General features: G+C 69.9%; 10 protein-coding genes. 4 read left to right on the top strand and 6 right to left on the bottom strand.

Features of this window, described 5'->3' with window-relative positions; genetic code table 11:
• Window positions 1-1,413: ABC transporter ATP-binding protein (locus tag NQ160_RS09930; RefSeq protein WP_257515081.1), on the top strand; the 1,413-nt coding region annotated here is incomplete at its 5' end.
• A 72-nt stretch (window positions 1,414-1,485) separates the two neighbouring features.
• Here the strand turns inward: NQ160_RS09930 and NQ160_RS09935 are convergent.
• Genes NQ160_RS09935 through NQ160_RS09960 form a run of 6 tightly spaced genes read right to left on the bottom strand, consistent with a single transcriptional unit; the run spans window position 1,486 to window position 9,067 of the window.
• A complete protein-coding gene (locus tag NQ160_RS09935) occupies window positions 1,486-2,409 on the bottom strand; it encodes an N-acetylglucosamine kinase (protein WP_257515082.1) in 924 nt (307 codons plus the stop codon).
• Window positions 2,406-3,365: a glycoside hydrolase family 113 gene (locus NQ160_RS09940; RefSeq protein WP_257515083.1), complete on the bottom strand. Its 960-nt coding sequence runs from the start codon at window positions 3,363-3,365 to the stop codon at window positions 2,406-2,408. Before NQ160_RS09940 ends, NQ160_RS09935 begins: the two co-directional genes overlap by 4 nt.
• On the bottom strand, window positions 3,362-5,854 hold the full coding sequence (locus NQ160_RS09945) for a glycoside hydrolase family 2 protein (protein ID WP_257515084.1): 2,493 nt from the start codon (window positions 5,852-5,854) through the stop codon (window positions 3,362-3,364). Before NQ160_RS09945 ends, NQ160_RS09940 begins: the two co-directional genes overlap by 4 nt.
• A complete protein-coding gene (locus NQ160_RS09950) occupies window positions 5,851-6,732 on the bottom strand; it encodes a carbohydrate ABC transporter permease (protein ID WP_257515085.1) in 882 nt (293 codons plus the stop codon). The genes NQ160_RS09945 and NQ160_RS09950 overlap by 4 nt, the downstream gene beginning before the upstream one ends.
• Window positions 6,729-7,733, bottom strand: a complete 1,005-nt coding sequence (locus tag NQ160_RS09955; RefSeq protein WP_257515086.1) for a carbohydrate ABC transporter permease — start codon at window positions 7,731-7,733, stop codon at window positions 6,729-6,731. The genes NQ160_RS09950 and NQ160_RS09955 overlap by 4 nt, the downstream gene beginning before the upstream one ends.
• A gap of 17 nt (window positions 7,734-7,750) precedes the next feature.
• A complete protein-coding gene (locus NQ160_RS09960; RefSeq protein WP_257515087.1) occupies window positions 7,751-9,067 on the bottom strand; it encodes an ABC transporter substrate-binding protein in 1,317 nt (438 codons plus the stop codon).
• Window positions 9,068-9,346: 279 nt separating this feature from the next.
• Here NQ160_RS09960 and NQ160_RS09965 point away from each other — a divergent pair, with 279 nt between their 5' ends.
• The 3 genes from NQ160_RS09965 to NQ160_RS09975 all read left to right on the top strand — a co-directional run.
• Window positions 9,347-10,369, top strand: a complete 1,023-nt coding sequence (locus NQ160_RS09965) for a LacI family DNA-binding transcriptional regulator (protein WP_257515088.1) — start codon at window positions 9,347-9,349, stop codon at window positions 10,367-10,369.
• Window positions 10,366-12,498, top strand: coding sequence for an alpha-galactosidase (locus NQ160_RS09970; protein ID WP_257515089.1), 2,133 nt, complete (start codon window positions 10,366-10,368; stop codon window positions 12,496-12,498). The genes NQ160_RS09965 and NQ160_RS09970 overlap by 4 nt, the downstream gene beginning before the upstream one ends.
• A 74-nt stretch (window positions 12,499-12,572) precedes the next feature.
• A partial coding sequence (locus NQ160_RS09975) for an NADP-dependent isocitrate dehydrogenase (protein ID WP_257515090.1) occupies window positions 12,573-12,691 on the top strand: 119 nt, incomplete at its 3' end.

Genomic DNA, 12,691 nt, shown 5'->3' on the forward strand with positions numbered 1-12,691 from the left:
TTCCACGAGACCTACACCTCTGGACGCATCATCTCGCGGCAGACGAGCGACCTGGAGTCGATCCGGGAACTCCTAGACGGGGGACTGAACCAACTCGTGCAGGGGGCGCTGTACGGCGTCTTCACGCTGGTCGCGCTCTTCCTCGTGGACTGGCAGTCGGGCCTCATCCTCGTCGTCATGGGCTTGCCGCTGTTCCTCCTCATGCGCTGGTTCTACCGGGAATCCCAGAAGGGCTTCCGCCTGTCGCGGGTCGTCAGTGCGCGACTGATCGTGCAGTTCGTCGAGACGATGACCGGCATCCGCGCGGTGAAGGCCTTCCGAAAGGAGAAGCGCAACGACGCCGAGTTCGGCGAGATCTCGGCGGACTACCGCCGGGTGAACCTGAAGCTCGTGCGCCTGTTCGGCATCCTCGACCCCGGCCTGATCCTCATCGCCAACGTGACGATGGCGATCGTGCTGCTGTGGGGTGCGCTGCGGGTCGTGGACGGCTCGTTCCTCATCGGCAGCCTGCTGGCGGTGGTGCTCTACATCCGCAACTTCTTCAGCCCGCTGGAGGAGATCGCGATGTTCCTCAACTCCTACCAGTCGGCAACCGCCGCGCTCGAGAAGGTGTCGGGCATCCTCGAGGAGGAGCCGACCGTCCCCGACCCGGCCGTGCCGGTGGACCTCTGGCACGCCCGCGGTCACGTGCGTTTCGACGGCGTCGAGTTCGGATACGGCGCGGGCCGCACGATCCTGCCCGACTTCTCGCTCGACATCCCCGCCGGCCAGACCGTGGCCCTGGTGGGGACGACGGGCGCGGGCAAATCCACGCTGGCCAAGCTCGTGTCGCGGTTCTACGACCCGAGCCGCGGCGAGGTGAGCCTGGACGGTGTGGATCTGCGCGACCTGCACCCGAAGGATCTGCGGCGCGCGATCGTCATGGTCACGCAGGAGGCGTACCTGTTCAGCGGCACCATCGCCGACAACATCGCGCTCGGAAAGCCCGACGCGACGATGGACGAGATCGTGGCTGCGGCACGCGCGGTCGGCGCCGACGCGTTCATCCAGGCGCTGCCCGACGGGTACAGCACCGACGTCAACAAGCGCGGCGGCCGGGTGTCGGCCGGTCAGCGTCAGCTGATCTCGTTCGCCCGCGCGTTCTTGGCCGATCCCGCGGTGCTCATCCTCGACGAGGCGACCGCCTCGCTGGACATGCCCAGTGAGCGGATGATCCAGGAGGCGCTGCAGACGCTGCTGTCGGACCGCACCGCGATCATCATCGCGCACCGACTGTCGACGGTCGCGATCGCCGACCGCGTGCTGGTCATGGAGCACGGCCGCATCATCGAGGACGACACCCCGGCGGCCCTCATCGCCGGCACCGGCAAGTTCGCCCAGCTGCACGCCGCCTGGCGGGAGTCGCTGGTCTGAGCACCGGGTGAGCGGGGCGGTCACGGCCGTCCCGCCCGCCCGTCCCGAGGACTCAGCGGGGCCCGACCGGCCTCACCCGCTCACCGAGACCGACGCCGCGAGCGGATGCCGGGGGGAGAGGGCGGCGAGGGCGACGGCGCCGTCCAGACCCTGGCCCGACGGCGCCACGAGTTCGGTGGCGGGATCGACGGTGGCGATGTCGGCGGCGAATGCGGCACGCAGCGCCTCGGCGCGGAAGACGCCGCCCAGCGCGCAGACGGGCAGGGCGCCATCCGCAGGACGGTCGACCCGGTACAGGGCCGTGGTCACGCTGTGCGCGAGTTCGCGGGCCGCCCGCCGGGTGATGTCCTGCGCGACGGCGTCACCGGACTCGGCGAGTGCGGCGACATCCGTGGCGAGCGAGGCGATGATCGTGACCCGGTCGTCACGCGATTGCAGATCGATGTACGCCTCGGTCAGGCACGGCCACCGCTGTTCGGCCGCCGACCGCAGGGCCGTGGCGGGACCGCGACCGTCGTAGTCGCGCAGGGCCGCGTCCAGCGCCTCCCGTCCGATCCAGTACCCACTGCCGGCGTCGCCGATCAGGTATCCCCACCCGTCCACGCGGGCCATGGTGGTGGCCCCGACAGCGAGGGTGACCACCCCGGTGCCCGCGGCGATGACCGCGCCGCGCCGGTCGCCGAGGGCGCCGAGAAAGGCGGTCGTGGAGTCGTGTGCGAGCACCGTGCGGGTCACCGCGGTGCCGGTCAGCAATCGCCCGAGCGCACCGGCATCCGCCTCACCGGACGTGAGGCCGGACACTCCGGCCGCGACCACCGAGACCGGTGCGCTCGCGCGCGCCATGACCGCACGCGCGACCTGCGCCAGCTGCGGCAACAGCGGGGCATGGGTGCGGATGCCGGGGAAGACATCCTCGTGCGCCGCACCGGCCCACTGCACGCGCGTCTTGATTCCCGTCTGTCCGGCGTCGATCGCCAGCACCGCCGGTTCGATCATCCGACCGGCTCCTGCCGTGCGAGCGCGCGGTACGTCTCGCGCAGGAACGCCCCGGCCGGCTTGCCGTATGGGCAGTAGTCGTCGTTGTGTCCGGCGTCGTCCGGCGCATACAGGTGGGCCGGCCAGTCCCACAGCACGATGCCGCGCACCCAGTCCCGCCGAGAGAGTGCGCGGAACATCGCCCGGTAGTACCGCAGCTGCTCCCCGCCGTCCGGTTCCCCGGGAAGCGTCCAGTCGTTCGGTCGCTCCGCGGAACCGGAGCGGCTCGGGCAGCCGGCTTCGAGGAAGAGGAACGGCTTGCCCGACGCCCTCACGACCGGTTCGATCCGGTCGAGCTGGTCCTCCCAGGTGTCGACGGGGTAGTACCCGCTGGAGGAGACGACATCGACGGCATCCCACCGGGTGATGCGGTCCTCCTGGTACTTGTCGCAGTTGTAGGTGATGAGTCCGGTGAACTCCGCGCGCACCGCCGTGATGAGCCGGCGCCAGTGCTCCTCCTGTCCGTCGGCGCGCACCATCTCGCAGCCGACCGACAGCATGGCGCACCCCTCGGCCTGGGCGATGCGCGCGGCGTGCACGATGAAGCGCGTGTACGAGGCGAACCACTGCGTCCAGCTGGGCTCCCCGGGAACGTCCCAGTCGAAGAAGCCGATGTGGGCCCGCCAGGTGCCGTCCGCGACGTTCACGACGGGTTTCAGGCAGACGCGCATGCCCAGGGCGTGCGCCCGGCGGATGGCGCTGACGATCTCGGCATCGGTGACCGTGGGTTCCGCGTCGAAGGGGATCTCCGTCGAGAACGGCGTCTGCTGCAGCGCGGCGTACGACAGGGCGGTCCAGGTCACGCCGTGGTCGGCCATCTCGCGCATGGACCGCTCTGCCGCGTCGGTCAGCCAGGTGCCGCGGACACCGGTCCACCCCCAGGTCATGCCGCAGACGAAGGTGTCGAGCCCGCTCATCGCACCACCAGCTGGTTGGCGGTGCGCAGCACACGGGGATCGCGCAGCGCGTCGGCGCTGAGGGCTCCGGCGCCGGTGATGAGGACGCGTGCCGATTCCCCCGGCAGCAGCGTGATGAGTCCGTCGGTCGCGTGGGCATCGGGATGCACCTTGTCGGCGAGCAGCGTGAGGTCCCGGGCCAGCGCATCCGTCGTCACGGTGACGACGGTCCCGTCCGCCGTGACCTCCGTCGACACGCTCAGGTCGGGGTCGGGCAGCGCACTGTCACGCGGCTCGACGAAGAACCACAGCCCCCGTTCGTCGGTGGTCTCGGCGACCAGCAGCTCGGCTGCGGGATCGTCCGGATCGGCGACGTTCCGCGGGACGCCGATCGTCGTCGAGGCACGAGGGGCCACCTGGAACGCCAGGTCGACGCGCGCCGATTCGGTGCCGTCGAAACGCAGCCGGCGCGCGCGCAGCGTGCCCGCCCAGGCCTCAGCGGTGTCGTTTCCCAGCACGACGGCGAGCCCGTCCTCACGGGGCTGCACCGTCACCAGACGGGGAGCGAACGCCGCCCGCAGCGCATGGAAGAGCGGCTTGGCACGGCCCTCGCCGTCGACCGCGGCCCACGAGGTGACCGGCCAGCAGTCGTTCAGCTGCCACACCACGGCACCCATGGTGTGGGGCGCCCAGGAGCGGAAGTGCTCCAGCGCCGTCCGCACCGCCACCGCCTGGTTCAGCTGCATGGCCCAATGCCAGGTCTCCATGTCGGCGGGCATGCGGAAGTGGGACAGCAGGCCGTCGGTCAGCTTGACGTTCCCGTCCTGGGCCTTCTGGTGCACGATCATGCCGGGGGACTCCGGCGTCAACGGGTCGTCGTCGAGGGCGCCGGTGAGCGTGGTCCACGTGGGCGGCCCCTGCCAGCCGAACTCGGCCACGAACCGTGGACGGTGCTCGCGGTAGGTCGGCCAGTCGCGACGGTTCCACTGCTCCCACAGATGCGTGGTGCCGTGCGCCTCGTCGTTGGGGTGGAAACCGGACTGCACGGCGCCGTCCCAGGTGGTTCCCGGGCTGAACGGACTGCCGGGGGAGTAGGGGACGTGGGGAGCGAGTTCCGCCACGAGTCCGGGGAACAGCGCGTAGTAGTAGTGAGCACCCCACGTCGCGCCGTCCAGGCGACGCTTCCAGCCCCAGTCCTCGAACCCCCACAGGTTCTCGTTGTTGCCGGTCAGCAGCACGAGCGAGGGGTGGGATGCCAGGCGCACGATGTTCTGCCGCGCCTCGGCCTCGATCTCGGAACGTAGCGGCTCCTCCTCGGGGTAGGCGGCGCAGGCGAAGAGGAAGTCCTGCCACGTCACCAGCCCCAGTTGGTCGCACAGGTCGTAGAAGTCGTCGGACTCGTAGATGCCGCCGCCCCAGACGCGGACGAGGTTGAGGTTCGCCGCGACCGCCTGGCGCAGGCGCTGCTCATACCGGGCGCGGTCCACGCGCGCGGGGAGCGCGTCGTCGGGGATCCAGTTGACGCCCTTGACGAAGACGGGCTGATCGTTGACGACCAGCGTGAAGGGCGTGCCGGCGGCATCGGGCTCGGTGTCCCACCGCACGGTGCGGAACCCGACCGCGCGTCGCGTCGCGTCGAGCAGATCGCCGGCCGCCAGCTGGACGTCCACGTCGTACCGCGGCTGGTCGCCGTACCCCGCCGGCCACCATCGTCTGACGTCGTCGAGGGTGACGCGCAGGTGCACGCGGTCTCCCGCGATGTCCGCGTCGGCGGTGGGCGCACCTGCGGCCGGGACGCCTGGACCGTCGACGGCGAGGCGGGCGGTGAGCGGGTGGTCCGTGGCATCCGGCGACCGCTCGATCAGGGCCTCGATATCGACGGCGCCGCCGGCACCGTCCGGTGTCGCCGTCACCCGTACCTCGGCCAGGCGCGCGACCGACCACGATTCCAGGCGCACCGGTCGCCAGAGCCCGCTGGTGTAGGTGGCGATGCCCCAATCCCAGCCGAAGTTGCACGCCGATTTGCGGATCGCCTCGTACGGCAGCGGATAGGGCCTCGGCCGCGCGCCGAGCGCCAGGCTCTGCGCGTTGGCGTAGGGGACGGGGGCGCGGAAGCGCACCACGAGCTCGTTGTCGCCGTCGATCAGCCTGCCGTCGACGGCGAACCGGTAGGAGCGGTGCTGATTGGCCACGTCGCCCAGCGCGTGGCCGTTGAGCGACAGCTCGGCGACCGTGTCGATGCCGTCGAACACGAGGTCATGGCGCGTGTGCCCGTCTGGGGTCCACGCGAAAGTGGTGCGGTAGGTCCAGTCCACCAGGCCGATCCACGCCAGCAGGTTCTCGTTGGCGCCCCGGTAGGGGTCGGGGATGAGACCGGCCGCCAGCAGGTCGGTGTGGACGGTCCCGGGCACCGCGGCGGGGATCACCACATCGCGCAGGTGAGCAGGGGCGGGACCGGCGGCTGCCTGCGCGGTCCAGCCGTCGTGGAGTTCCCTGCGCTCCAGGCTCATTTCACGGCTCCCGCGGTGAGGCCCCGGTAGATCCACCGCTGCAGCAGCAGGAAGGCCAGGAGAGTCGGGATGATGACGACGATGGTGCCGGCGGCGATGACCTCCCACTGCGCCCCGAACGGGCCCTTGAACCGGAACAGCGAGGTGGAGATGAACCCCTCCGACGGCAGGTAGAGGAAAGCGGCGTAGAACTCGTTGTAGATGGCGATTCCCTTGATGATGACCACGGTGGCGATGGCGGGCTTGAGCAGCGGCAGCACGACCCGCCAGTAGATCGTCCAGCGGTTGGCCCCGTCGATCATGGCCGCCTCGTCGAGCGAGATCGGGATCGAGGCCATGAACTGGATGAACAGGTAGATGGCGATGATGTCGGTGCCCATGAACAGCAGGATGAGCGCGGCCTTGGTGTCGTACAGCCCCAGCCCGTTGATCAGCTGGAAGGTGGCGACCTGGCTGGTCACCCCGGGGATGAGGGTGGCGATGAGGAACAGCACCATGACCAGCTTCTTGCCGCGGAAGGCGAACCGGTCCAGCGCATAGGCGGCCATCGTGCCGAGGAACACGGTGCCGACGAGCGAGACGGCCAGCACGATGCCGGTGTTGACGAAGCCCTCGAGCATCTTGCCGCTGGTGAACGCGGTGACGAAGTTGTCGAAGTTCAGCCAGTTCTGCGGCAGGTCGAAGGGCCCGGACTGCGCGTACTCCGGTGCCGTCTTGAGGCTCGCGAACAGCAGCACCGACAGGGGCAGCAGGGTCACCACGGCGGCGAGGACCAGGCTGGCGTACTTGGCGGTCGTGGCGCTTGTGGAGCGCAGGCGCTCGCCGAGGGTGCGACCCGAGGGTGCGTGCCGGCGGCGCGGCGCGACGGTGACGGTCATGTCAGGTCCACCTTCTCGTCGGGGAAGAGCGCTCGCTGGATCCAGGTCACCAGCAGCACGATGATCAGCAGCACCACAGCCATCGCCGAGGCGAGCCCCACCTGGCGGAAGTTGAACGCCGTCTGCAGCGTCTGGATGACGAACGTCGCCGAGCCGTTGGCGCCGCCGGTCATGATGAAGGGGATCTCGAACACCGAGAGGCTGCCGGCGATGGCGAGGATGAAGCTCAGGCCGACGATGCGACGGATGCCGGGGAAGATGATGGCCCAGAACTGCTGCCATCGGCTGGCACCGTCCAGCTCCGCCGCTTCGTACAGCTCATGGGGGATGGACTGGATGGCGCCGAGGAACAGCACGAAGTTCAGTCCGGTGTAGCGCCACACCGAGGTGCCCGCCAGTGACCAGTTGACGATGTCGGGATTGCCGAGCCATTGCGGCGGGTCGGCGAGTCCGAACCAGGCCAGCACCGTGTCGAGCGTTCCCCCGGGCTGGAACAGATAGAGGAACACGAACCCGACGGCCACGCCGTTGATGAGATACGGGAAGAACAGGATGCCGCGGAAGAAGCTCGACAGTCGCGTGGAGAAGCTCAGGATCGTCGCGAAGTACAGGGCGATGGCCATCTGCGCGAACGAGGCGGCGAAGTAGTACAGGCTCACCCAGAAGACGTTGAAGATGCGCGGGTCGGTGAAGACCTGCGCGTAGTTGTCGAGGCCGACGAACTCCTTGGTGAGATCGATGCCGTCCCAGTCCGTCACGCTGTACCAGAACAGGTTCAGCGCGGGCCAGTACGTGAACAGCAGCAGCAGGCCCACCGCGCCCGACAGGAACAGCCATGGGGTGAGGCGGCCTGCCAGGCGGCGCCCGGCGGGTCGCCCGCCCGGCGCCGCGGTGCCTCCCGCGGCTGCGCGGCGTGTGCCGCGCAACCGGCGGGATCGCGCCGGGGCGGAGAGGACGGCGGGCGCATCGGCTGGTGCCGCCCCCGGTGTGGCCAGTGACATCTCGCCGTCCCTTCCGGTCAGCCCGCGACGTTGGCCATCGAGGCTGCCCACCGCTCGTTGAGCTCGGCGAAGTAGCTCTCCTTGTCGCCTTCGGCGGCACCACGCGCGATGTCGACGAGTTTCTGCCGGTAGATCGGGCCATACAGGTCGATCTGCGAGTCGTCGGCGATCTCGTTGATGAGTCCCTCCTTGCCCGCCGGCGCCGGGTTGATCTCCATCAGCTCCACGCCCGCTTCCGAGAGCCCCTGCAGCGTCTCGGGCAGCTCCTTGTCGATGACGGGGGAGACCATCCCCTGCTCCTCGGTGTAGCCGGATTCCGACACGACCCACTGGATCCACGCCCACGCGGCCGCTTTGGCGTCGGAGTGCCTGCTGACGGCCAGGTTGTAGTCCCCGCCGATGACGGCGTACTGCGTGCCGTCGACCTCGGCCGGGAACGCCATGAAGCCGATGTCGTCCGCGGAGGCGCCGCCGGTCTCCGCAGCGTCCTGCATCTGCGAGATCGCCCACGACCCGAGGGTCATCGCCGCGATCTTGCCGGTGCCGAGGTCGACCTTCGACTGCTCCCAGTTGGTAGTGAGCGGATCGGGCTCGGTCAGGCCCGCGGCGACCGTCTCGAACAGCAGGGAGTCGATCGCATGCACGTCGGTGCCCTCCGTCCACGGGGCCGGGTTCTCCGCCATCGTGATGGGCGCGTCGGGGTCGTTGGTGACGGCGCCCAGGTTGCTGAAGCTCTGCGTCAGCGGCCAGCCGTCCTTGTAGTTGGTGTAGAGCGGAATGGCGTCGGTGTTGTCCTCGACCAGCTGCAAGGCCGCGAGCCACTCCGCTTCGGTGGTGGGGAGCTCGGTCACACCGGCCTCTTCGAAGACCCTCTTGTTGTAGACCACGCCGTTGGCGTTGCCGCCGAAGGCGATGCCGTACTGGGTGCCCTCGAAGCTGGCAGCCGGAAGGAACCGGTAGGTGTCCTCGAAGTCGGCCGTCTCGCCCAGCGGTTCGAGGAACTGCTCGAACTGTGCAGGTTGGATGTTCGGGATGCCGATGACGTCGCCGTAGTTGGTCGTGCTCATGCGCGTCTGCATCTCGCCGGCGTAGTCGGTGATGCCCTCGAACGTCACGGTGACGTCGGGGTAGGTCTTGTTGAACTCCTCGGCGTATGCCTCGAACGTGCCGTCCTCGACCAGGTCGGTGCGCCAGGTGATCACCTTGATCTCGCCCTGCACCTCGCCGTCGATCGTGTTGTCGGCCTGATCGCCCCCGCCGCCGCCTGCGCAGCCGCTCAGCGCGACGCCGGCAGCGGTCAGCAGGACGATGCCTGCCAGCGCCTTGCGTGCCATGTGATGTCTCCTATCGTTCGCCCTTGAACTCGCGCGCCGCCGTGTCGTCGGGTCGTCGCGAGGTCAGAGTAGGGGCGCTCCGGAAGCGTGCGCAAGGGCCCGATGTCAACGCTGTCTCTGTCTGTCCAGGTGGCGCCCGCCAGTTTTCAAAACACCCTGATCAGGGATTTACTGGCGAAGTCCCTTTCGGCGACGAGCGGAATGTCCGTGCGAATGTCCTACGTCGTCATCGCGACCACGGGATGCTAGCCTGAGCCCGTCGCGACGAAGGAGTCCCCGGTGACCGTGCAGCAGCGAGCCACACTCGACGACGTCGCGCGCCTGGCGGGGGTCAGCTCCAAGACCGTTTCCCGCGTCTTCACCCACCGCGGCCTCGTGGCTCCCGACACCGTCGAGCGCGTGCTCGTGGCCGCCAAGCGGTTGCGGTTCCGGCCGAACACGCTCGCCCGCGGGCTGCGGCGCGGTGGCGGCACCAACACCGTCGGGTTCATCATGGGCGAGCTCGGCAACCCCTTCTACTACAAGGTCGCCTCGGGGATCGAGAAGCAGCTCGCCGGCGCCGGCTACGGGCTCGTCGTCGCGACCACCGACGACACGCCGGAAGGCGAGGAGCGGGTTGCCGATGCCCTGCTCTCCCAGCGGATCGGGGCGCTGCTGCTCATCCCGGTCGCCGACGACCAGTCGTACCTGGAAGGCGAGCGGCAGCTGGGGACCCCCGTCATCGCCATCGACCGGCCGGCGCGCAACCTGGTCGCCGACGCCGTGGTGCTCGAGAACCATCGCGGGGCGTTCGACGCGACGCGGCGGCTGCTGGCGCACGGGCACCGGCGCATCGGGTACGTCTGCAACCCGGCATCCGTCTACACGCAGACCGAGCGCCTGCGGGGGTACCGTGATGCGCTCGCGACGTATGGTATCCACGATTCGCGCCGCTGGGAGAGGCTGGGCGACGACCTTTCGGTGCCCGCCGATCGGCTCGTCGGCGACCTGCTCGATGCGGACGACGCGCCGACCGCGTTCATCACCGGCAACAACCGCATGACCATCGGCGCCCTCCGCGTGCTGCGTGCTCGCCGCGACGACGGCCGCACGGCGTTCATCGGGTTCGACGACTTCGATACCGCCGACGTGCTCGGGGTGACGGTCATCAGCTACGACCCGCTCGAACTGGGCCGCCGAGCCGCGACGCTCGCGCTGGAGCGCATGGCCGACCCCGCCGGCTTCACGCAGCAGGTGGCGCTGCCCACCTGGGTGCTGGAGCGCGGCACCGGCGAACGACCGGCTCCGGAGAGGACGCGATGACCACGCCACGCCACATCCACCTGCAGGCCCACGGCGTATCCCTCGTGCTCGAGCACGACGGTGAGCGCCTGCCGAGCGTGCTGCACTGGGGGCGTGCCCTCGGGCAGCCATCACCAGAGGACCTCGACGCGCTGTCGGCCGCGCTCAGCAGACAGACTCCGCCGGGAACGCTGGATGCCGCGTGGCAGGTGTCCCTCTCCCCCCAGGAGGGCGACGGCTTCGCGGGGCGGCCGGGGCTGGAGATCCGCCGCCGCGGAGTGCTGCACCACCCGCGGTGGCGGGTGAGGGATGCCGCCGCGGCGGCTACGGCCTGCACCGTCGTCGCCGATGACCAGACGTCGGGGCTGGTGCTCACGATCGAGGTCACCATCGAGGCGGGCGGGGTCGTCTGGGTCAGCCAGGCACTCGAACTGCCCGCCGCCGCGGAGCCGGTGGAGGTCGGGTGGCTCGAAGCCACCCTCCCCGTACCGGCGGGCGTGGACGCGCTGCTGACCTTCGACGGGCGGTGGACGCGGGAGAAGCGCCCCGTCGCCCTAGACCTGCCGCCCGGCTCGAACGTGCGGCAGTCCCGCCGGGGACGCCCCGGGCACGACGCGCCGCTGGTCGGCATCGTGTCGCGCGGCGCGGCGCGGTGGGATTCCGGCGAGGTCTGGGGCGTGCATCCGGCGTGGTCCTCGGATGTGACGGTGCGTACCGATCGCCTGACCGACGCGGTGCCGCTCATCGGAGCCGGGGAGCTGCTGCGCCCGGGGGAGGTGGTGCTCTCTGCCGGCGAGCGGTACGACGCGCCGCGCGTCGCCTTCGTCTACAGCGATGAAGGACTGGACGGCTTTGCCGGACGGGTGCACGCTTGGATGCGTGCCCGGCCGCAGCATCCGCAGACGCCGCGCCCGCTCGTGCTGAACACCTGGGAGGCGGTGTACTTCGACCAGGACCCGGAGCGCCTGGCGGCGCTCGCCGAGCGGGCGGCCGAGATCGGCGTGGAGCGGTTCGTACTCGATGATGGCTGGTTCCAGGGGCGCCGGGACGACTCCACCAGCCTCGGCGACTGGGTGGTCGACCGCCGTGTCTGGCCCGACGGGCTCGCCCCCCTGGCCGATCGCGTCCACGCCCTCGGCATGCAGTTCGGGCTCTGGTTCGAGCCCGAGATGGTGAGTCTCAACTCCGACCTCGCGCGCTCCCACCCGGACTGGCTGCTGCACGAGCCTGGTCACCTCGACCACCCCGCCGCCCTGTCGTGGCGGCAGCAGTACGTGCTGGACCTCGCACACCCCGAGGCGTTCGCGCACGTCCTCGAGCGCATCGACGACCTGGTGGTGGGGCTCGGCATCGACTTCATCAAGTGGGACCACAACCGCGACCTGGTCGAGAGCGTGCATGCCGGGCGGCCGGGCGGCCATGTGCAGATGCTCGCGGTGTATGAGCTGATCCGGGAGCTGAAGGCGCGGCATCCGGCGCTCGAGATCGAGTCGTGCTCCAGTGGGGGAGCACGCACCGACCTCGGGATGCTGGAGGTGTGCGACCGGGTGTGGGCGAGCGACTCGAACGATCCGATCGAGCGGCAGGACATCCAACGGTGGACCGGGCTGCTGCTGCCGCCGGAACTCGTGGGCGCGCACGTGGGGCCCACCGACGCGCACAGCTCGGGACGCCGCACCAGCCTGTCTTACCGGATGGCGACGAGTCTCATGGGTTCGGCCGGCTTCGAATGGGACATCCTCGCGTGCGACGCCGAGGAGACCGCCGCGCTCAGCCGGTTCGCCGCGCTCTACCGCGAGCTGCGTCCGATCGTGCACTCCGGGACCGTGCGCCATCCCCTGGTGCGGGACCCGGCGTGGCGGGCGACCGCCTTCACGACCGACCACGCCGCAGTCGTGATCGTGGCCACCGTCGCGAGCCTCGAGGACGCCCGCGCCGAGCGGCTGCGCATCCCCGGGCTGAGCCCCGAGCTGCGTTACCGGGTGCGGGTGCGGCGCGAGATCGGCGACGCCGCCTACGGGTGGGTCGCCCCGGAATGGTTCACCACCGGCGAGATCACCCTGGCCGGCTCGCTGCTGTCCGACGTGGGACTGCAGCTGCCGACCCTCTGGCCGGCGCAGGCGTTCGTCCTGCATCTCGAGGCGATCTGATCGGCGCCGGCGTTGGGCGGTCCCCGGGGTATCTTGATATCGAGACAATTGCAGTTCCGGACGGAGAATACGACGTGACCGAGCCCACGATCATCTACACGTACACCGACGAGGCGCCGGCGCTGGCGACGGCATCGTTCCTGCCCATCGTGCAGGCCTACACCGGTCAGGCCGGGGTGTCCGTCGAGACGCG

The sequence above is a fragment of the Microbacterium sp. zg.Y909 genome (genome assembly GCF_024626565.1).

Excerpts from the sequence above, each read along its gene's own strand:
- NQ160_RS09935 (WP_257515082.1), bottom strand. The coding sequence starts at position 2,409 with ATGATCGAACCGGCGGTGCTGGCGATCGACGCCGGACAGACGGGAATC.
- NQ160_RS09940 (WP_257515083.1), bottom strand. The coding sequence starts at position 3,365 with ATGAGCGGGCTCGACACCTTCGTCTGCGGCATGACCTGGGGGTGGACC.
- NQ160_RS09945 (WP_257515084.1), bottom strand. The coding sequence starts at position 5,854 with ATGAGCCTGGAGCGCAGGGAACTCCACGACGGCTGGACCGCGCAGGCA.
- NQ160_RS09950 (WP_257515085.1), bottom strand. The coding sequence starts at position 6,732 with ATGACCGTCACCGTCGCGCCGCGCCGCCGGCACGCACCCTCGGGTCGC.
- NQ160_RS09955 (WP_257515086.1), bottom strand. The coding sequence starts at position 7,733 with ATGTCACTGGCCACACCGGGGGCGGCACCAGCCGATGCGCCCGCCGTC.
- NQ160_RS09960 (WP_257515087.1), bottom strand. The coding sequence starts at position 9,067 with ATGGCACGCAAGGCGCTGGCAGGCATCGTCCTGCTGACCGCTGCCGGC.
- NQ160_RS09970 (WP_257515089.1), top strand. The coding sequence starts at position 10,366 with ATGACCACGCCACGCCACATCCACCTGCAGGCCCACGGCGTATCCCTC.